Source organism: Micromonospora sp. NPDC005707 (assembly GCF_040631005.1).
Taxonomy (GTDB): domain Bacteria; phylum Actinomycetota; class Actinomycetes; order Mycobacteriales; family Micromonosporaceae; genus Micromonospora.
The window spans coordinates 210,802-230,371 of sequence record NZ_JBEXYR010000001.1 but is presented as its reverse complement, the minus strand read 5'-3'; the positions used below and the strand labels follow the sequence as shown (position 1 = coordinate 230,371).

Genomic DNA, 19,570 nt, shown 5'->3' with positions numbered 1-19,570 from the left:
CCAACAGTTGCACACCCGGTGCCCCACGGGGGGCGCCGATCCGGCACAGTTGAGGTCGTGCAGTCGTCCCCGGGCATGGTCATCGTCGCGGTGCTGAGCGGGCTCGCCGCGGCCGGCGCCGCCGCCCTGCTCGCCGTGTCGGCGCGCCGCCGGGGCGGGCCGCACCGGCGGGCCCACGTGCTGCTCGCGGCCGCCGCCGGGGTCGCCCTGCTCAGCCTGCTCCTCGGGCTGGCCGGCACGCTGGCCGCCGGCGACCACTGGGCGCACCGGCAGGGGCAGCGCACCGGCTGGGCCACCGTCGTCTCGCTCGGCACCACGCTCGCCGGGCTCGGCCTCGGCGTCGCCCTGCTCCGGCTGCCCGGCACGGCTGCGGCCCGGGCGGCCACCGCCCGGCTGCTGCTCGACGGCGTGATCATGGCGGGCGCGCTCTGGTTCGTCGGCTGGGCGCTGTTCAGCCCGCCGACCCGGCTGCTCGGGGACGCGACCCCCGTCGCCTGCGTACCCATCCTGCTGGCCACGGTCAGCGCGGCGCTCACCGCCGGGCTGACCCTGATCATGGTGTTGCGGGCGGCGCCGCCGCGCGGGCGGCTGCTCCTGCTCGGCGCCGGCGCGACGGGGGTGACCTGCGGCGGCCTGGGCCTGTCGGCCGGGCTCTGCCAGGCCGGCGCGGGCCTGGCGTACGTCGGCGCCGTCGTGATCGCCGCCGGCCTGCTGGCCACCGCCCTGGCTGCGCACCGGGTCGACCTGCCGCAGGTTGACGTCGACCTCATCCGCCGCGACGGCGAGTACGCCTTCGTGCCGATGTTCGCGATGGCCGCCTCCGCCATGTACCACCTGCTGCAGGGCGGCCGGTTCGACGTGTACGGCATCGCGGCGGGCAGCGTCGAGGGCTTCGCCCTGGTGGCCCGCCAGTACCTCGCGCTCAACGACGTCCGCGGCTACGCCGGCCGGCTGGCCGAGCGGGAGGCGCACTTCCGCGAGCTGGCGCACACCGACCCGCTCACCGGCCTGGCCAACCGGCGTGGTCTGCTGCGCGCGCTGCACCGCTGCGCCGAGGCCGGCGTCCCGTGCGTGCTGCTCGGGCTGGACCTGGACGGCTTCAAGAACGTCAACGACATGCGCGGGCACGACGTCGGCGACGCGGTGCTGGCCGAGGTGGGGCGGCGGCTGCGCGGCAACCTGCGCCCGGGCGACCTGGCCGCCCGGCTCGGCGGCGACGAGTTCGCGGTGCTCATGCACGGCACGACCGAGCCCGGGCCGGTCGCCGAGCGGCTGCTCGGGGTGCTCGGCCGCCCCTACGAGGAGGCGGACGGGCCGGTCTTCCTCTCGGTGAGCATCGGCGTGGCCGGCGCCTACGGGGAGACCGACGTCGAGCTGCTGCTGCGCAACGCCGACCTGGCGCTGCGCTACGCCAAGCAGCGCGGCAAGAACCGGATCGAGCGCTACGACGCCACCTACGACCAGCTGCTGCGCCGGCGCACGATGCTGGAGCACGAGCTGCGCGGCGCCATCGAGCGCGACGAGCTGCGGCTGGCCTTCCAACCGGTGGCCTCGCTGCCGTCGGTCCGCCCGGTCGGCGCCGAGGCGCTGCTCCGCTGGCACCACCCGGAGCTGGGCAACGTCCGGCCGGACGAGTTCATCCCGCTCGCCGAGGAGTGCGGGATGATCTCCAAGCTCGGTGCCTGGGTGCTGCACCAGGCCTGCTACCAGCTCTCCCGGTGGCTGGCCGACGGGCACGACGTCTGGGTGTCGGTGAACGTGTCGCCCCGCGAGCTGCACGCCCCGGAATACGTGGTCCAGGTCGCCGACGCGCTGCGCGCCCACCACGTGCCGCCGCAGCGGCTGGTGCTGGAGGTCACCGAGCACGCCGTCGCCACCGACCTGGACGAGCTGATCCGGCGGCTCACCGCGCTGCGCCTGACCGGGGTGCGGATCGCGCTGGACGACTTCGGCGCGGGCTACTCCTCGCTCGGGCAGCTCCGCCGGCTCCCGATCGACATCCTCAAGATCGATCACAGCCTGGTCGCCGAGCACGAGCCGGTCCGGCCGGTGGGCCGGGACGGCCCGGCGTTCGCCCCGATGGTCGACATCGTCATGCGCCTCGGGCACCAGCTCGGCCTTGAGGTGATCGCGGAGGGCGTCACCACTCCCGCCGAGCTGGCCGCCGTGGTGGCCGCCGGCTGCCGCTTCGGGCAGGGCGCGGCCTTCGGCTGGGGCGTGCCCGCCGAGCACCTGGAGGCGATGCTGGAGGCGGCCACCTCGCCCGGCAACCGCCCGACCTCGGTGCCGCCCGCCCCACCGGTCCCCCCGGCCCGGCCCGGGCCGTCGCCGCTGCTGCCCCGGCTCCGGTCCAACCCGCCCGCCCAGGTGCCCGCGCCGCGTACCTCGAACGAGGGATCTTCGCAGGTCGCGCCCGCTGCGGAGAGCGCTCCGGGAGCCGACACGCCCACGTCCGTGAACCAAAATGTGGGATCAGTTGACTCATCGCGTGAGATGCGTCAGGCTTGACCGCATGTCGTCGAACCGGTCGCTGCGAGTACTTACCTGAGCGCACTCTCCCACCGAGAGTGCGCTGGCCCCGTGCATCTGCACGTGGGCCGTTTTTGTTGCCGTCGGAGCATCGCCGGGACGCCCGCGTCCCACCCTGAGAAGCGCATCACCCACTCCAGCCGAAGGCCTGAACCGCCATGACGAGACCCACGCCAGAGACCCTCGCCCACTCCGTCCGGCGAGCCCGCCCGGCCACCGAGCCGGCCGGTGACGCCGACCACGCCCCCACCCCCCGCACCGGTGCCGCCCCGGCCGCCCCGGCCGTAGCGGGACGCGCGGCGCAGGCCGGCGCGGACGGACGCACCGCGACCGAGCGGGGACCCGCGCCGCTCTCCGGCGCCGGCTCGCTGGTGCGGTCGCTCGAGGCGCTCGGCGTCGACGTCGTCTTCGGCATCCCGGGCGGCGCGATCCTGCCCGCGTACGACCCGCTCTACGACTCGACCGTCCGGCACATCCTGGTCCGGCACGAGCAGGGCGCCGGGCACGCCGCCACCGGCTACGCCCAGGCCACCGGCAAGGTGGGCGTCTGCATCGCCACCTCCGGCCCGGGCGCGACCAACCTGGTCACGCCGATCGCCGACGCCTACATGGACTCGGTGCCGATGGTGGCGATCACGGGCCAGGTCGCCCGCCCGTCGATCGGCACGGACGCCTTCCAGGAGGCGGACATCCAGGGCATCACCCTGCCGATCACCAAGCACAACTTCCTGGTGCAGACGGCCGACGAGATCCCGCAGGTGCTGGCCGAGGCGTTCCACCTGGCCTCGACCGGCCGGCCCGGCCCGGTGCTGGTCGACATCCCCAAGGACGTCCTCCAGGCGCCGACCACCTTCGCCTGGCCGCCCACCCTGGACCTGCCCGGTTACCGGCCCACCCTGCACCCGCACGGCAAGCAGATCCGCGAGGCGGCCCGGCTGATGACCAGCGCCCGCCGCCCGGTGCTCTACGTCGGCGGCGGCGTGCTGAAGGCCGGCGCCACCGAGGGGCTGCGCCGGCTGGCCGAGCTGACCGGCATCCCGGTGGTCACCACCCTCATGGCGCTCGGCGCGTTCCCCGACTCGCACCGGCAGCACCTGGGCATGCCGGGCATGCACGGCACCGTCGCCGCGGTCTACGGCCTGCAGAAGTCCGACCTGATCGTGGCGCTGGGCGCCCGCTTCGACGACCGGGTCACCGGCAAGCTGGACTCGTTCGCGCCGGACGCCACCGTGGTGCACGCCGACATCGACCCGGCCGAGATCGGGAAGAACCGGCACGCCGACGTCCCGATCGTGGGCGACGCCCGGCACGTCATCGACGAGCTGATCGCGGCCGTCACCGCCGAGCAGGCGGCCCGGCCGGCCGCCGACCTCGCCGACTGGTGGAACCAGCTGGACGACCTGCGCGGGCGCTACCCGCTGGGTTACGAGGAGCCGGCCGACGGCACGCTCTCCCCGCAGTACGTGATCAAGCGGCTGGGCGAGATCGCCGGCCCGGACTCCGTCTACGTGGCGGGCGTCGGCCAGCACCAGATGTGGGCCAGCCAGTTCATCTCGTACGAGAAGCCGTACACCTGGCTCAACTCCGGTGGCCTCGGCACCATGGGCTACGCCGTCCCGGCGGCCATGGGCGCCAAGGTCGGCAAGCCGGACACCACGGTCTGGGCGGTCGACGGCGACGGCTGCTTCCAGATGACCAACCAGGAGCTGGCCACCTGCGCCCTGGAGGGCATCCCGATCAAGGTCGCCGTCATCAACAACGGCAACCTGGGCATGGTCCGGCAGTGGCAGACCCTGTTCTACGGGGAGCGCTACTCCAACACCGAGCTGGGCACCCACAAGCACCGCATCCCGGATTTCGTGAAGCTCGCCGAGGCGCTCGGCTGCGTCGGCCTGCGCTGCGAGAACGCCGCCGACGTGGACAAGACCATCGAGGCGGCCATGGCGATCACCGACGCCCCGGTGGTCATCGACTTCGTGGTCGGCAAGGACGCCATGGTGTGGCCGATGGTCGCCGCCGGCACCAGCAACGACGAGATCATGTTCGCCCGGGGCGTCCGCCCCGCCTTCGACGAGGACGAGCTGTAATGACGATGCACACGCTGTCCGTGCTGGTGGAGAACAAGCCGGGCGTCCTGGCGCGGGTCTCCGGGCTGTTCTCCCGGCGCGGGTTCAACATCGACAGCCTCGCCGTGGGGGAGACCGAGAACCCCGACGTCTCCCGGATCACCATCGTGGTCAACGCCGAGTCCTCGCCGCTGGAGCAGGTGACCAAGCAGCTCAACAAGCTGGTCAACGTACTCAAGATCGTCGAGCTGGACCCGCAGGTCTCGGTGGCCCGGGAGCTGCTGCTCGTCAAGGTCCGCGCGGACCGCAACGCCCGCGCCCAGGTGCTGGAGACGGTCGCCCTCTTCCGTGCCCGGGTGGTCGACGTCGCGCCGGACACGCTGACCATCGAGGCCACCGGCACCCCCGACAAGCTCGACGCGCTGCTGCGTGACCTGGAGCCGTTCGGCATCAAGGAGATGGTCCAGTCCGGCACGGTGGCCATCGGGCGGGGCTCCCGCTCGATCACCGCCGGCCCGGCGCTGCGCGCCGCCTGATTCGCACCCACCAGATTTTCGACGGGCCGCCGGGCACCGCCGTAGGAAAGGGAAGTCAATGAGCGTTGAGGTTTACTACGACGACGACGCCGACCTGGGCCTGATCCAGGGCCGTAAGGTCGCCGTGATCGGCTACGGCAGCCAGGGCCACGCCCACGCGCTGTCGCTGCGCGACTCCGGCGTCGACGTGGTGATCGGCCTGCCCGCCGGGTCGAAGAGCCGGCCGAAGGCCGAGGAGCAGGGCCTGCGCGTGCTCACGCCGGCCGAGGCGGCGGCCGAGGCCGACGTGATCATGATCCTGGCGCCGGACACCGCCCAGCGCGGCCTATACGCCGAGGCGATCGCCCCCAACCTCACCCCCGGCAAGGCGATCTTCTTCGGCCACGGCTTCAACATCCGGTACGGCCTGATCAAGCCCCCGGCCGACGTGGACGTGGCGATGGTCGCCCCGAAGGGCCCCGGCCACCTGGTCCGCCGCCAGTACGTCGACGGCAAGGGCGTGCCCTGCCTGGTCGCCGTCGAGCAGGACGCCAGCGGCACCGCCTTCGGCCTGGCCCTGGCCTACGCCAAGGCGATCGGCGGCACCCGGGCCGGCGCGATCCGGACCACCTTCACCGAGGAGACCGAGACCGACCTCTTCGGCGAGCAGGCGGTGCTCTGCGGCGGCGCGGCGGCGCTGGTGCAGACCGGCTTCGAGGTGCTCACCGAGGCCGGCTACGCCCCCGAGGTGGCCTACTTCGAGTGCCTGCACGAGCTGAAGCTCATCGTCGACCTCATGTACGAGGGCGGCATCGCCCGGATGCGCTACAGCATCTCGGACACCGCCGAGTACGGCGACCTCTCCCGCGGCCCGCGCGTCATCGACTCCCGGGTCAAGGAGGAGATGCGCAAGATCCTCGGCGAGATCCAGTCCGGCGAGTTCGCCCGCGAGTGGGTGGCCGAGGACGAGGCCGGCCGGCCGAACTTCGCCAAGTGGCGGGCCGAGGGCGCGGCGCACCCGATCGAGGAGACCGGGCAGAAGCTGCGCGCCATGATGAGCTGGGTCGACCGGCCCATCACCGAGACCGCCTGACCCCGGGTCGGGCAGCTCCGAAGCGGCCCGCGACCCGACGCTCTCCCCGGCGTCGGGTCGTGGGCCGCGCGCGTGGCCCTCACGGCGGATCGGAGCGGGCCGTACCGACCAACTCCTCGACGGCCACGATCTCGTCCCGGATCCGCTCCGCCTCGGCCGTCCGGTCGAGGCGCCACAGGGTGCGTCCGAGGTTGCGCAGCGGCGTGAGGAGTTCCGCCTGGTCGATCCGTTCCGGGTCGGCCCGCAGCAGGTCGAGGCACTCCCGGTAGATCCCGACCGCCTCGTCGAGCCGGTCGAGGGCGTGCATCCGGTTGCCCAGGTCGCACAGCGCCTCGGCCAGCCGCAGCCGGAACGCCACCGGGTCCACGGAGAACAGGTCCCGGCGGACGGCCACGCACTCGCGCAGCAGATCGCTCGACCCGCGCGGGTCGCCGGCCAGGTGCACCGCCCGAGCCAGCGTGAAGAGGCACCGTCCGAGCAGCTCCCGGTACGCCGGGACCGCGCCGGCCAGCAACCGGGCCAGCTCGACCGCCTCCCGTCCGGCCGCCAGCCCGTCCCCGTCCGCCCCGTGTCCGGTCGCGCCCTCGCCCGCCGGCGTGTCCCCGTCCCGTCCGTCCACCCGTGCTGTCCCGTCCCGTGCCGCGGCCGCCGATCCGCTCGGAACCGCGGTGGCCGGCAGCTCGAACACGGTCAGCGCGCAGCGCACCAGCAGGGCGCGGGCCAACCGGGGGCGCCAGACCTCCGGAAGCCGCCCGGTGTGCTCCCGGCAGAGCGGGATGGCTTCGGCCAGCAGTTCTTCGACCGCGGCCCGGTCCCCGGCCGCGACCCGCAGGTCGACCAGCTCGAACAGGGCTCCGGCCAGCACCTCGTCGTGGCTCTTCCGGGCGAGCGCTGCCGCTTCCGTCAGGTGCGCGACCGCCTCGTCCTCCCGGCCGGCCCGGCCCGCCAGGTTGCCCAGCACGAACAGCCCGTGGGCCAGTGCGGCGCCCGAGCCCGGTGTCCCCGCCGCCACCACCGCCCGCTGCCGGTCGACGGCCTGCGCCGCGAGCCGCACGGCCAGATCCGGATCGCCCAGCTGCGCCCGGCACTCCGCCTCGATCAGCATGGCCCGGGCCAGCAGCGGTCGCCCCTGCCGGGGCTGGAGCTGGCTCCAGACCTCCACGTCGGCGCGGGACTCCTCGATCAGGTCGAGGGCTTCCTGCGCCGCACCGGTGACCGTCAGGCCCCGGGCAAGGTCCATCGCGGCGGCCATGCCGACGGTCAACGACTGGACCCGCCGGTAGGCGGAGAGGCCGCGGTGCAGTTCCAGCGCCCGCCGTCGGACGGTGTTCGCCTCCTCCTGCCGGCCCAGCGCCTCCGAGCAGTCGCCGATCACCAGCAGGGCCCGGGCCAGCCGCATCCGCTCCAGCCGGCCCAACTGGCCGCAGGCGTCCCAGGTCGCCCGCGCCCGCAGCGCCAGCGTGAGCGCCTCCCGTACCTCCCCGCACTGGTGGAGGTTCAGCGCGAGGAGTCCCCGGGCGGTGGCGAGCACCACCAGCGCGGACCGGTCGTCGGCGTCCTCGACGTAGCCGATGGCCTCCTGGAGCTGGTCGATCGCCTCGGTGACCGGGGCGGCGTCGGGAGCGGCGGCCCGGGCCACCAGGGCCCGGGCCAGGGCGACCCGGTGCTGGTCGGGCCGCTCGGCGACCAGTCGCCGGCAGAGAGCCACCGCCTCCTCCGCCGCCGCCGTGCGCCGGACGGTCGAACCGGGCAGCCCGCTCACCAGGTGGGACCGGGTGACCAAGACCTCGGCCAGCCGTGGCCCCCACCGGTGGGGGCGGAACCGGGCCAGCGGTCGGAGCATCGCGATCCGTGCCACGAGCGACATCGACGGCCCCCTCCCGTGCGGCTGCTGGCTCCCGTTGTAGCGGGGGCTCGCCAGCCCGTCACCGGGTGAACGGGGGATGACGGGCGCGCGACGAACCTGTGTGAGGGCGCTCACCCCGCGGTCCGCGACCCGGAGGGCAGACCGACCCCTACCATCCTTGGTGAGGTGCTCCAGCCGGCACCCGACGGCCATGGCACGGATCGGCGCAGGGCGCAGAGCGGCGTCCCGACGCCCCAGGCCGACCACAGAACCGAGCGTCTACGAGGACCGATGAATCCTGTCGTACTGATCGCCGAAGAACTCGCTCCCGCTGCCATCGAGGTGCTCGCGCACGACTTCGACGTGCGTCACGTGGACGGCACCGACCGCCCGGCCCTGCTCTCCGCGCTCTCCGAGGCCGACGCGGTGATCGTACGCAGCGCCACCCAGATCGACGCCGAGGCGATCGCGGCGGCTCCGCGGCTCAAGGTGGTCGCGCGGGCCGGCGTCGGGCTGGACAACGTCGAGGTCCCGGCCGCGACCGCGCGGGGCGTCATGGTCGTCAACGCGCCCACCTCCAACATCGTCTCCGCCGCCGAGCAGGCGGTGGCGCTGCTGCTGGCCGTGGCCCGCAACACCGCCAGCGCCAGCGCCGCGCTGAAGGCCGGCGAGTGGAAGCGGTCGAAGTACACCGGCGTGGAGATCCAGGGCAAGACCGTGGGCGTGGTCGGCCTCGGTCGCATCGGCGTGCTCTTCGCGTCCCGCATCGCCGCCTTCGGCACCCGCCTGATCGCGTACGACCCGTACATCCAGCCGGCCCGCGCCGCGCAGCTCGGCGTCCGGCTGGTCGGCCTGGAGGAGCTGCTCCGGGAGAGCGACTTCATCTCGATCCACCTGCCCAAGACCCCGGAGACGGTGGGCCTCATCGGCGAGAAGGAGCTGGCGATCGTCAAGCCGGGCGTCCGGATCGTCAACGCCGCCCGCGGCGGCCTGGTCGACGAGCAGGCGCTCGCGAACGCGATCGCCGAGGGCCGGGTCGCCGGCGCCGGCGTCGACGTCTACGCCAAGGAGCCGTGCACCTCCTCGCCGCTGTTCGCCTTCGACAACGTGGTGGCCACCCCGCACCTGGGCGCCTCCACCAACGAGGCGCAGGACAAGGCCGGCCTGGCCGTGGCGAAGAGCGTCAAGCTGGCGCTCCAGGGCGAGTTCGTGCCGGACGCGGTGAACGTGCAGGCCGGCGGCGTGGTCGCCGAGGACGTCCGGCCGCTGCTGCCGCTGGCCGAGAAGCTGGGCCGGGCGTTCACCGCCCTGGCCGGCGGGGTGGCCGCCAGCGTCACCGTCGACGTGCGCGGCGAGGTCGTCGCCAACGACGTGTCGGTGCTCAAGCTCGCCGCCACCAAGGGGCTGTTCAGCTCCGTGGTGGAGGAGCAGGTCACCTACGTCAACGCGCCGCACCTGGCCGCGGAGCGGGGTGTCGAGGTCACCCTCGCCACGCAGGCCGAGACCGTCGACCACCCCAACCTGGTCACCGTCCGCGGGGCGCTGCCGGACGGCCGGACGGTCAGCGTCTCCGGCACGGTCGCCCACACCGGCGCGCGGGACGTCCTCAAGCTGACCGAGGTGGACGGTTTCGACGTGGAGATCGGCGCGGAGGGCATCCTGGTCTTCCTGCGTTACGTCGACCGGCCCGGCGTGGTCGGCACCGTCGGCACGCTGCTCGGCGAGGCCGGCGTGAACATCGCCGCCATGCAGGTGGCCCGCCGCGAGGCCGGCGGCGAGACGCTCATGACGCTCACCGTCGACCAGGCCCTGGGCGCGGACCTGCTCACCTCGGCGGCCGACTCGATCGGCGCGGTCGCGGCCAGCGCCGCGGACCTGCGCGACGAGTAGTCCGGCCACGACGGATGGGGGGCCCGGCCGTTCGGCCGGGCCCCTCGTCGTACCCGGGGATCAGGGCTGGACGCGGGCCGGCGGCGGGTAGACCGAGCCGTCCTGGGCGTCGAAGAGCATCAGGTCGTGCTCGCCGGCCAGCCGCTCGATGTCCAGCAGCACCTCGTCCGGGCAGGTGGGGAAGAGGTTCATCTCCACGTGGTCGCCGGCCGCGTGCAGCGGGGCGACCTCCCACGGCGTGCCCGGCCCGGCCGGACGGTCGGGATAGCTGGCCGTGATGGCCCGGTAGAAGGCGACCAACCGCGGGTCCGGGTGCCGCTGGTCGTGCCGTCCCTCGCGGCACCGCCGCGCCGCCGCCCGCACGTCGTCAGGTGTGGCCCCGGCCGGCAGGGCCCACACGCTCAAGTCGAAACTCACGGCGGACAGCGTGCCATCCCGGGTGCGCGCCGTCACCCCTGCCCCGCCGCAGGTTAACTCGCTGATTGCCGACAGGACGCCGGACGGTCCGCTGTGGAGACTCTTGCGTCGAGTTGCGTCGATTCGCTAGCGTACCCGTGCGGTCACTGGCTGAGTCGATACTCCGGCCCGTCTTCGGGTGGCGTGGTCGGCCGTCCGGCCCACCGGCCCGCACCCCTCGATTGCGCGAGCCACGCGCACTCGTCGCTGACCGGCCCCCACGGTCGTTGCCGAGACCGTGGGGGCCGATCGCGGCCGGCGTCCCGGATGCGAAGTCGGGGCGGCGTGCCGCGCGGTCAGCGCCGACGGTGGGCGAAGAGCGCCCGGTAGTCCGAGCCGTTGCGGAACCAGGCCAGCCCGGCCGGGCCGGCGGCGTACAGGGCGGTGGCGTAGGCGTCGGCCACCGCGAGGTCCGGGCCGACCACCGTGGCGGCGACCAGCTGGTCGGCCGGCTCGCCGGTGTGCGGGTCCACCACGTGGCCACGCCGCCCGGTCACCCCCGAGGTGCCGACCGCTCCGGCGGTCATCTCCAGCACCAGCGGCGCCCGGTGCCCGTCGGTCGGGTGGTGCACGGCGACCCGCCACGGGCCGCCGTGCGCGGCGTGTCCCCGGACGGTCAGGTCGGCGCCGGCGAGCACGGCGTAGTCGTGGACGCCGGCGGCGCGCAGCCGGGCCGCGGCCCGCTCCACCGCCCAGCCGCCGAGCAGGCCGCCCGGGTCGAAGCCGCCCGGCACCGCCCAGGCGTCGAACCACCCGTCGGTCGCCGCCCGCATGGCGGCGCAGCGGTCCACCAGATCGGCCAGCGGCGGGTACGACTCGGGGCCGATCTCGCCCCGGCGCAGCTTCGACACCAGGCTGTCCGGCTGGTTCGGGCCGTAGGTGAGGTCGATGGCGCGCAGCTCGGCGACCGCGTCCCGGAGCGCCTCACCGACGCCCCGGCGGCCCAGCCACTCGGGCGCGTTGAGCAGCAGCGAGTATTCCGCGGTGGAGGTGCGGACGGTGTGCCGGACGCTGATCCGGTCGTTGGCGGTGCCGCCGGACCGCTCCAGCCGGTGGCTGCGGGTGCCGAGGCGCAGGTCGGGGCGACGGTTTCGGAAGGCGGACTGGTCGATCCACCGGGTGCGGGGCTGCTCGTCCGTCCAGCGGGCCCGCCGCTGCTCCTCGATCCGCATGACACTGCTCCCTCGCTGACCACGCCGCAGCGCCGCGGCGAAAGCCGGTCCCGGGCCCCCGTCGACCCTGTCGCCACCGACCCTAGGCAGTGGACATGACCGGACCATGAATGCCACCTGGGAGACTCCTGTGCATCGCGGTTTCCCGAATACTGGAAGCCGCGTACCGGGAGCCGGGACGGCGACGTACGGTTGCCGAGGACGACGAGGTGAGGAGCGCCAGGGTGGCACGCATTGCGGTGGTGGCCGGGGACGGCATCGGCCCCGAGGTGGTCGGGCAGGCCCGCAAGGTCATCGACGCGGTGCTCCCCGGGGTGGTCGAGGCCACGGAATACGACCTCGGCGCGGCCCGCTACCACCGCACCGGCGAGGTGCTGCCCGACTCGGTCCTCGACGAGCTGGCCGGGCACGACGCCATCCTGCTCGGCGCGGTCGGCGACCCGAGCGTGCCGCCGGGCGTGCTGGAGCGGGGCCTGCTGCTCAAGCTCCGCTTCGCGTTCGACCAGTACGTCAACCTCCGCCCGTCCCGGCTCTGGCCCGGCGTCGCAGGCCCGCTGGCCGCCGTCAAGCCCGGCGAGGTCGACCTGGTGGTGGTCCGCGAGGGCACCGAGGGCCTCTACGCGGGGGCCGGCGGCTCGCTGCACCGGGACACCCCGGCTGAGGTGGCCACCGAGGAGAGCCTGAACACCCGGCACGGCGTCGAGCGGGTGATCCGCGACGCGTTCGCCCGGGCCCGCCGCCGGGAGCGGCGCAAGGTCACCCTCGTGCACAAGACCAACGTGCTCACCCACGCCGGCTCGCTCTGGGCGCGGGCCTTCGCGGCCGTCGCCGCCGAGCACCCCGACGTGACCACCGAGTACCAGCACGTCGACGCCGCCGCGATGTTCCTGGTGACCAACCCGTCGCGCTACGACGTCGTGGTCACCGACAACCTCTTCGGCGACATCCTCACCGACATCGCCGCCGCGGTGACCGGCGGCATCGGGCTGGCGGCCAGCGGCTGCATCAACCCGGAGGGGCGCTACCCGTCGATGTTCGAGCCGGTGCACGGCTCCGCCCCGGACATCGCCGGCCGGGGGACCGCCGACCCGGTGGCCGCCGTGCTCTCCGCCGCGCTCCTGCTCGACCAGCTCGGCCACGCCGACGCCGCCGCGCGGGTCACCGCCGCGGTCGCCACCGAGTTGGCCGGGCGTACGCCGGGTGCTCCGGTGCGCACCGAGGAGGTCGGCGACCGCCTCGCCGGTCACGCCGTAGCCTGACCGGGCCGTCACCTCGGCCCGGATCCGGGCCGCCAGACCCGCACCCGGGCCCGCTTCCGTCCCGGCCCCGGCCGGGCCACCCGTCGGGTGTGCCCGATGTGCCGGGGCGGAGCTATCCGCTGAACGACCGTTCGGGGTAAGTTTCTGGCACCAGTGACGTCGGCGTGCGATCCCGCATGCCGTGAACCCGCAGGGAGGTCAGCGCGATGAGCGGTGGTGACAAGCTCGATTTCGAGATCCGTCCGAATCCCGCGCCGGTATCCGCCGCCGACCGGGCCGCCCTGCTGGCGAACCCGGGCTTCGGCCGGGTGTTCACCGACCACATGGTGACCATTCGCTACGCCGAGGGCAAGGGCTGGTACGACGCCCGGCTGGAGGCGCGCGCGCCGATCCCGATGGACCCCGCCGCCGCGGTCCTGCACTACGCGCAGGAGATCTTCGAGGGGCTGAAGGCGTACCGGACCGGGGACGGGTCGGTCACCATGTTCCGCCCGGAGGCCAACGCGGCCCGCTTCGCCGCCTCGGCGCACCGGCTGGCCATGCCGGAGCTGCCGGCGGAGACGTTCGTCGAGTCGCTGCGCCGCCTGGTCGAGATCGACCAGGACTGGATCCCGGAGCACGAGGACGCCAGCCTCTACCTGCGCCCCTTCATGTTCGCCAGCGAGGTCTTCCTCGGCGTCCGCCCGGCCAACGAATACCTCTACTGCGTGATCGCCTCGCCCGCCGGGGCGTACTTCGCCGGTGGGGTCAAGCCGGTCACGGTCTGGGTCTCGCCGGACTACACCCGGGCCGCGCCCGGCGGCACCGGCGCGGCCAAGTGCGGCGGCAACTACGCCGCCTCGCTCGCCGCCCAGGCCGAGGCCATCGAGGCCGGTTGCGACCAGGTGGTCTTCCTGGACGCGGTGGAGCGGCGCTTCGTCGACGAGCTGGGTGGCATGAACGTCTTCTTCGTCTACGACGACGACACCCTGGTCACCCCGCCGCTGACCGGCACCATCCTGCCGGGCATCACCCGCGACGCGATCCTCACCCTGGCCGCCGAGTCGGGGCACCGGGTGCAGGAACGGCCGGTCACCTTCGCCGACTGGCAGGCCGACGCGGCCAGCGGGCGGCTGCGCGAGGTGTTCGCCTGCGGCACCGCCGCCGTGGTCACCCCGATCGGCGGGGTGCGCTTCCCGGACGGGGAGTTCCTGATCGGCGGCGGCGAGCCGGGCCGCTCCACCATGGCGCTGCGCCAGCAGCTGGTGGACATCCAGCGCGGTCGCGCCGAGGACCGGCACGGCTGGGTCTCCCGCGTCCTCTGACCCCGCACACGCACGTCCCGCACGGCCGGCCCGTCCTCGACGGCGCCGGCCGTGCGCGCATCCTGCCCCGGTCAGTCGAGCAGGTGGGTGCGGAGGGCGGCCAGTTGCTCGTCCGTCACGCCGGCGTGGCGCAGGTAGCCCTCGGCCGAGCCGTAGCCCTCGCGCAGCTCGGTGAGGAAGAGCTTCATGGCCTCGGCGGGGGAGGCGAGGAAGGGCGGCGGCGGCTCGACGGCGTCCGGCAGGGTGGCCCGGACCCAGGCGCTGAACCGCTCGGACGCGACGGTGCTGAGCGCGTAGTCGGCGGCGATGTCGTCGTCGGGCACGCCGAGCACGGCCAGGGTGAGCCCGCAGACGATGCCGGTGCGGTCCTTGCCGGCGACGCAGTGCACGACCACCGGCGCGTTGGCGCTGTCGGCGATGAGGCCGACCGCCTCGGCCAGCCCGGCGGTGCCGGTGCGGGCCAGGTCGGCGTAGCGGTCGGCGAGGTAGCGCGCCAGGTCGCTGCCGGGCTCGTACATCCGCTCGGCCCAGTCCTGGTGCTCGGGGTGGATGTGCCGGTAGGTCAGCCCGTCGTAGGCCGGAACCCGGCCGTCCCGCTCCACCTCGGTGGGGCGGCGCAGGTCGATGACGGTGCGGATGCCGAGCGCGGTGAACGCCGCCCGGTCGGTCTCGTCGATGCGGTGCAGCGAGTCGGATCGGTAGAGCCGGCCGTGCCGGACGGTGTGCCCGTCCCGGCCGCGGTAGCCGCCGACGTCGCGGAAGTTGAACAACGTGGGGAAGGGGGTCTCCAGGGCGTCCACCCCTGACACGGTAACGGCCGGCGGGGCCACGATGTGCCCCGCCGGCCGCTGGTTGCAGGTGTCTCCGTTACCGGGCCGTACCCGGCGGAATCGACGAGTAGGTGTCGTCGTAGTAACCGCCGAGCTTGTCCCGGTACGCCGGGTCCGTGTCGGTGGTCGCGTCGTACTCGGGCGCGGCCTTGATCTGGTCCTTGCTCCGGTCGACGTAGACCTTCCGCTCGTCGTGGTCGACGTGGTTGACGGTGCCGGCCGGCAGCATGACCTTCTTGCCGAAGATCCACGGCCCGGTGTCCACCACGAGGAAACTGGAGTTCACCTCGTGGCTGGCCCGGTCCACCTTGCCGATACCGCCGTCACTCGCCTCCACCTTGTAGCCGACCAGGTCGACACCGGTCACCCCGGCGTCGTCCCGGTAGCTCCACGGATCGAAACGCCCGGCGGGCGCGCCGCCCGCGAAGGCGCCCTGACCACCCTGGGTCAGCGGATCCGGCGTCCCGTGGGTCGTTCGAGGGTCGAGCCGCTCCATGGCGTCAACACTCCCTTTCTCGACTTCTGGGGGATGTGCCTGTCGGATCCCTTCCTACCCGGATACGGAGATCGATACACCGACCGGCTCAGGCGAGCGCGGCCTCCGCGTCCAGAGCCACCGCGGCGGCGTGGACCACGGACGCGATGCGCAGGCCCTCGTGCACCTGGTCGCGGCTGAACCCGGCGGCGCGCAGGGTCTTCTCGTGCGACTCCAGGCAGACGCCGCAGCCGGTGATCGCCGAGACGGCGAGGCTCCAGAGCTCGAAGTCGGCCTTCTCCACCCCGGGCCGGGCGATGATCTGCATCCGCAGCCGGGCCGGCAGCGAGGCGTACTGCTCGTCGCCGATGAGGTGCTTGGCCCGGTAGTAGACGTTGTTCATGGCCATGATGGTGGCCGCGCCCTTGGCCGCCTCGACCGCCCCGCGCGTGAGGTGACCGGCCGCCTCGGCGGCGATCTCCCGCAGCACCATCGGGTTGCGGGCCGCCACCGCGCAGGCCAGGGCGGTGCCCCAGGCCTGCTCCGGCTTCAGCGTCGAGGTGGCGATGGTGGAGCCGAGGTTGAGCTTGATGTCCCTGGCGTACTCGGGCAGTGCCGCCTTGACCGCGTCCAGACCCATGCTCAGGCCCCGGCCCCGGCGAGCAGCGCGTTGGCGTCCAGGGTGGCGCCGCCCTTGTTCCAGTTGCACGGGCAGAGCTCGTCGGTCTGCAGGGCGTCGAGCACCCGCAGCACCTCGGAGACGTTCCGGCCGACCGAGCCGGCGGTCACCATGGCGAACTGGATCTCGTTGTCCGGGTCGACGATGAAGGTGGCCCGCTGGGCGACGCCGTCCTCGCCGAGCACGCCGCAGTCGGCGGTCAGCTCGCGCTTGATGTCGCTGAGCATCGGAAACGGCAGGTCGCGCAGGTCCGGGTGGTCCTTGCGCCAGGCGTAGTGGACGAACTCGTTGTCCACGGAGACGCCGAGGACCTGCGCGTCCCGGTCGGCGAACTCGCCGTTGAGGCGGCCGAATTCGGCGATCTCCGTCGGGCAGATGAAGGTGAAGTCCTTCGGCCAGAAGAAGACGACGCGCCACTTGCCCTCGTAGGTCTTGTGGTTGATCGTCTCGAAGGCCTTGTCGGCGTCGAGCGAGACGCAGGCGGTGAGTTCGTACTCGGGGAAGCGGTCACCGACAGTGAGCAACGGTCCTCCTTGAGGGCGGCCCGGCGGTGCCGCCGGGCCGGTAACTGGATCTGTTCCAGATGCTTCCGCAGCCCGCTTCCCGCCCGACGCCGGGCAGGTGCCCTGTTAAGTCGATCACCGGCCTGTCCCGGGATGTGGGTTTCTCCTCCCAAAACCCGGAGCGGAGTGGCAGAGTACGGACCGTGACCAGCTCCGTCCTGATTATTGGCAACTAGCGCGCCGGCCTTCCCCCTCGCCGAGCGCGCAGACCTCCCGCATCCGCGGGGGGTCTTTTTGTTGCTCCCCGCAGGTTCGAGAAGAGGACTCCCATGACCTTCCAGGTGTACGACACGACGCTGCGCGACGGCGCCCAGCGCGAGGGGCTCACCTACTCGGTGGTCGACAAGCTGGCGGTGGCCCGCCTGCTCGACGACCTCGGGGTCGGCTTCATCGAGGGCGGCTGGCCGGGCGCGGTGCCGAAGGACACCGAGTTCTTCCGCCGGGCCCGCACCGAGCTGGAGCTGCGCCACGCCGTCCTGGTCGCGTTCGGGGCCACCCGGAAGGCCCGTGTCGCGGTCGAGGACGACCCGCAGGTGCGCGGGCTGCTCGACGCGCGGACCCCGGCCGTGGCGCTGGTCGCCAAGGCGGACCTGCGGCACGTCGAGCGGGCGCTGCGCACCACCGCCGACGAGAACCTGGCGATGATCCGCGACACGGTCGCGTACCTGGTGGCGGAGGGCCGGCGGGTCTTCGTCGACGGGGAGCACTTCTACGACGGCTACCGGTACGACCCGGCGTACACGGCCGCGGTGGCGCAGACCGCGCTCGCCGCCGGGGCCGAGCGGTTCGTCCTCTGCGACACCAACGGCGGCATGCTGCCCTCCCAGGTCACCGCCGCGATCACCGACCTCACCGCGCGCACCGGGATCGCCCCCGAGCTGCTCGGCATGCACGCCCAGAACGACACCGCCTGCGCGGTGGCCAACACGATCGCGGCGGTCGAGGCGGGCGTCCGGCACGTCCAGGGCACCGCCAACGGCTACGGCGAGCGCCCCGGCAACGCCGACCTCTTCGCGATCGTGGCCAACCTCCAGCTCAAGCTCGGCATGCCCGTCCTACCGGAGGGCTGCCTGGAACAGATGGTGCGGGTCTCGCACGCCATCGCCGAGATCGCCAACATCGCCCCCGACACCCACCAGGCCTACGTCGGGGCCGCCGCCTTCGCCCACAAGGCGGGGCTGCACGCGAGCGCGATCAAGGTCGACCCGTTGCTCTACAACCACGTGGATCCCTCCGTGGTGGGCAACGACATGCGGATCCTGGTGACCGAGATGGCCGGCCGGGCCAGCGTCGAGCTCAAGAGCCGTGAGCTCGGCCTGGACCTGGCCGGCCATCCGGACGCGGTGTCCAAGGTGACCAGCCGGATCAAGGAGCTGGAGGCCGGCGGCTGGTCGTTCGAGGCCGCCGACGCCTCGTTCGAGCTGCTGGTCCGCTCCGAGCTGCCGGAGGCCGCGCCGTCCCGGCCGTTCGCCCTGGAGTCCTACCGGGTGCTGGTCGAGCACCGCGAGGACGGCGCGGTGGTCTCCGAGGCCACCGTCAAGATCCGGGTACGCGGCGAGCGCGTCATCGCCACCGCCGAGGGGAACGGCCCGGTCAACGCCCTGGACGAGGCGCTGCGGGTGGCGCTCGCCCGGCACTACCCGGAGCTGCGCGAGTTCGAGCTGGCCGACTACAAGGTCCGCATCCTGGAAGGCAGCCACGGCACCGGCGCGGTGACCCGGGTGCTCGTGGAGACCGCCGGGGCCGGCCGCGACTGGACCACGGTCGGCGTCCACCCCAACGTGGTCGAGGCGAGCTGGCACGCGCTGGTCGACGCCCTCACCTACGGCCTGGACCGGGCCCGGGTCTGACGCTCAGCCGGCGGGCAGCCGCAGCTCGGCCAGCACGGCGCGGTGGTCGCTGCCCGGCACCGCGTGCACGCTGACCGCGCGCACCGCGATCCGCCGGTCGACCAGCACGTGATCGATGGTGACCGGCGGGATCCGATCGCCGTCGTAGGGGCCCCAGGTGCCGGAGAGCCCGGCGCCGGCCGCGTCGGCGGCGTCGACGTAGCCGGTGTCGATCAGATCGCGCAGCGGCGCGTGGTCGAGGGTGGCGTTGAAGTCGCCGGCCAGGATGCTCAACCCGCCCCGCGGGGTGGCCGGCGGCTGGGCCCGCAGGTCGGTCCACCAGTCCGGCACCACGTCGACGGCGTACGGGGCGGCCGGGTGCGCCGACTCCACCCGCAGCGGCGGCGCACCGGGCACGGCCACCGTCGCGTACGCCTGGGTGAAGGAGAAGCCCTCGTTGCGCCGCCAGCCGGTGCCGCTGAGCGGGTGGCGCGCGTACAGCCCGGAGCCGGTGGTGCCGACCTCGGGGTTCAGCGCCCGGTAGGGCAGCAGGGTGGCCAGCCCGAGCCGGTCCAGCTCGGCTGCTGCCTCCGGGGTGAACTCCTGCACGGTCAGCACGTCGACCCGGTGCGCCCGGACCAGCTCGACCAGCCGCGCCGGATCGGCCCGACCCTTGAGCAGGTTGGCGGTGAGCAGCCGGAGCACCGGCCCGGCCACCTCCGGCCGGTCGTCGCGGACGGCCCGCGGCGCCACCGCGGCCACCAGCGCCAGCGCGGCCAGGGCCGCGACCACGGCGGGTGCGCGGCGCCGCAGGGCGAGCGCCAGCACCACCGGGGCGAGCGCGGCGGCGGCGACGTACGGCGTGAAGGCGACCGCCTGCACCAGCGGCCCCCGTTCCAGCCCGGCCAGCCGGAGCGCCGCCCAGGCGGCCACGGGCACGACAGCCAGCCAGCAGGCGATCGTGGCGATCCGTCCCCTCGTGATCATGGCCGTCACCCTAGCGGTCGGCGGGGCGGCCCGTTTTCATGAATGGTTCCACGCTCACTTCTCACAATTATCGAAAG

General features: G+C 73.6%; 16 protein-coding genes. 8 read left to right on the top strand and 8 right to left on the bottom strand.

Annotated features, from left to right (window positions below; all coding sequences use genetic code 11):
- Positions 1–57 precede the first annotated feature (57 nt).
- The 4 genes from ABZ452_RS01090 to ilvC all read left to right on the top strand — a co-directional run bounded on the left by ABZ452_RS01090 (position 58) and on the right by ilvC (position 6,203).
- Positions 58–2,508 (top strand): bifunctional diguanylate cyclase/phosphodiesterase, encoded by a 2,451-nt coding sequence (locus ABZ452_RS01090; RefSeq protein ID WP_357937534.1) that lies wholly within the window; start codon positions 58–60, stop codon positions 2,506–2,508.
- A 179-nt stretch (positions 2,509–2,687) separates the two neighbouring features.
- Positions 2,688–4,616: an acetolactate synthase large subunit gene (locus ABZ452_RS01085; RefSeq protein WP_357937532.1), complete on the top strand. Its 1,929-nt coding sequence runs from the start codon at positions 2,688–2,690 to the stop codon at positions 4,614–4,616.
- Positions 4,616–5,131: an acetolactate synthase small subunit gene (gene ilvN / locus ABZ452_RS01080; RefSeq protein WP_357937530.1), complete on the top strand. Its 516-nt coding sequence runs from the start codon at positions 4,616–4,618 to the stop codon at positions 5,129–5,131. The genes ABZ452_RS01085 and ilvN overlap by 1 nt, the downstream gene beginning before the upstream one ends.
- 58 nt (positions 5,132–5,189) lie before the next feature.
- Positions 5,190–6,203 carry a ketol-acid reductoisomerase gene (gene ilvC, locus ABZ452_RS01075; RefSeq protein WP_357937528.1) on the top strand — a complete coding sequence of 338 codons (1,014 nt, stop codon included), beginning with the start codon at positions 5,190–5,192 and terminating at the stop codon, positions 6,201–6,203.
- 79 nt (positions 6,204–6,282) lie between these two features.
- Here ilvC and ABZ452_RS01070 read toward each other — a convergent pair whose 3' ends face one another.
- Positions 6,283–8,070 carry a tetratricopeptide repeat protein gene (locus tag ABZ452_RS01070; protein ID WP_357937526.1) on the bottom strand — a complete coding sequence of 596 codons (1,788 nt, stop codon included), beginning with the start codon at positions 8,068–8,070 and terminating at the stop codon, positions 6,283–6,285.
- 270 nt (positions 8,071–8,340) lie between these two features.
- On the opposite strand from ABZ452_RS01070, the gene serA reads away from it, so the two are divergent.
- A complete protein-coding gene (serA, locus tag ABZ452_RS01065; protein ID WP_357937523.1) occupies positions 8,341–9,939 on the top strand; it encodes a phosphoglycerate dehydrogenase in 1,599 nt (532 codons plus the stop codon).
- A 60-nt stretch (positions 9,940–9,999) separates the two neighbouring features.
- On the opposite strand, the gene ABZ452_RS01060 is transcribed toward serA, so the two are convergent.
- Both ABZ452_RS01060 and ABZ452_RS01055 read right to left on the bottom strand, forming a co-directional pair.
- A complete protein-coding gene (locus ABZ452_RS01060) occupies positions 10,000–10,356 on the bottom strand; it encodes a hypothetical protein (RefSeq protein WP_357937521.1) in 357 nt (118 codons plus the stop codon).
- A gap of 335 nt (positions 10,357–10,691) precedes the next feature.
- Positions 10,692–11,567, bottom strand: a complete 876-nt coding sequence (locus ABZ452_RS01055) for an FAD:protein FMN transferase (RefSeq protein WP_357937519.1) — start codon at positions 11,565–11,567, stop codon at positions 10,692–10,694.
- A gap of 224 nt (positions 11,568–11,791) precedes the next feature.
- Between ABZ452_RS01055 and ABZ452_RS01050 the strand changes: the two genes are divergently transcribed.
- Both ABZ452_RS01050 and ABZ452_RS01045 read left to right on the top strand, forming a co-directional pair.
- A complete protein-coding gene (locus ABZ452_RS01050) occupies positions 11,792–12,826 on the top strand; it encodes a 3-isopropylmalate dehydrogenase (protein ID WP_357937517.1) in 1,035 nt (344 codons plus the stop codon).
- 206 nt (positions 12,827–13,032) lie between these two features.
- Entirely contained in the window at positions 13,033–14,130 is a 1,098-nt protein-coding gene (locus ABZ452_RS01045) for a branched-chain amino acid aminotransferase (RefSeq protein ID WP_357937515.1), read from the top strand.
- Between the two features lie 71 nt (positions 14,131–14,201).
- Here ABZ452_RS01045 and ABZ452_RS01040 read toward each other — a convergent pair whose 3' ends face one another.
- The 4 genes from ABZ452_RS01040 to ABZ452_RS01025 form a co-directional block, all read right to left on the bottom strand.
- Entirely contained in the window at positions 14,202–14,939 is a 738-nt protein-coding gene (locus tag ABZ452_RS01040; protein ID WP_357937513.1) for a tyrosine-protein phosphatase, read from the bottom strand.
- Between the two features lie 58 nt (positions 14,940–14,997).
- Entirely contained in the window at positions 14,998–15,456 is a 459-nt protein-coding gene (locus ABZ452_RS01035) for a PRC-barrel domain-containing protein (RefSeq protein WP_357937511.1), read from the bottom strand.
- Positions 15,457–15,544: 88 nt separating this feature from the next.
- Entirely contained in the window at positions 15,545–16,075 is a 531-nt protein-coding gene (locus tag ABZ452_RS01030) for a carboxymuconolactone decarboxylase family protein (protein ID WP_357937509.1), read from the bottom strand.
- Positions 16,076–16,077: 2 nt separating this feature from the next.
- A complete protein-coding gene (locus ABZ452_RS01025) occupies positions 16,078–16,638 on the bottom strand; it encodes a peroxiredoxin (protein ID WP_151463499.1) in 561 nt (186 codons plus the stop codon).
- 308 nt (positions 16,639–16,946) lie between these two features.
- Between ABZ452_RS01025 and cimA the strand changes: the two genes are divergently transcribed.
- Positions 16,947–18,527 carry a citramalate synthase gene (gene cimA, locus ABZ452_RS01020; protein WP_357937507.1) on the top strand — a complete coding sequence of 527 codons (1,581 nt, stop codon included), beginning with the start codon at positions 16,947–16,949 and terminating at the stop codon, positions 18,525–18,527.
- Between the two features lie 3 nt (positions 18,528–18,530).
- Here the strand turns inward: cimA and ABZ452_RS01015 are convergent, their stop codons facing one another.
- A complete protein-coding gene (locus ABZ452_RS01015; RefSeq protein WP_357937505.1) occupies positions 18,531–19,493 on the bottom strand; it encodes an endonuclease/exonuclease/phosphatase family protein in 963 nt (320 codons plus the stop codon).
- Positions 19,494–19,570: the final 77 nt, after the last annotated feature.

Bases quoted from the DNA above. Each gene is read 5' to 3' on its own strand.
- ilvC (WP_357937528.1), top strand. From the start codon at position 5,190: ATGAGCGTTGAGGTTTACTACGACGACGACGCCGACCTGGGCCTGATC.
- ABZ452_RS01045 (WP_357937515.1), top strand. From the start codon at position 13,033: ATGAGCGGTGGTGACAAGCTCGATTTCGAGATCCGTCCGAATCCCGCG.
- ABZ452_RS01085 (WP_357937532.1), top strand. From the start codon at position 2,688: ATGACGAGACCCACGCCAGAGACCCTCGCCCACTCCGTCCGGCGAGCC.
- ABZ452_RS01035 (WP_357937511.1), bottom strand. From the start codon at position 15,456: ATGGAGCGGCTCGACCCTCGAACGACCCACGGGACGCCGGATCCGCTG.
- ABZ452_RS01030 (WP_357937509.1), bottom strand. From the start codon at position 16,075: ATGGGTCTGGACGCGGTCAAGGCGGCACTGCCCGAGTACGCCAGGGAC.
- ABZ452_RS01055 (WP_357937519.1), bottom strand. From the start codon at position 11,567: ATGCGGATCGAGGAGCAGCGGCGGGCCCGCTGGACGGACGAGCAGCCC.
- cimA (WP_357937507.1), top strand. From the start codon at position 16,947: ATGACCTTCCAGGTGTACGACACGACGCTGCGCGACGGCGCCCAGCGC.
- ilvN (WP_357937530.1), top strand. From the start codon at position 4,616: ATGACGATGCACACGCTGTCCGTGCTGGTGGAGAACAAGCCGGGCGTC.
- ABZ452_RS01070 (WP_357937526.1), bottom strand. From the start codon at position 8,070: ATGTCGCTCGTGGCACGGATCGCGATGCTCCGACCGCTGGCCCGGTTC.
- serA (WP_357937523.1), top strand. From the start codon at position 8,341: ATGAATCCTGTCGTACTGATCGCCGAAGAACTCGCTCCCGCTGCCATC.
- ABZ452_RS01015 (WP_357937505.1), bottom strand. From the start codon at position 19,493: ATGATCACGAGGGGACGGATCGCCACGATCGCCTGCTGGCTGGCTGTC.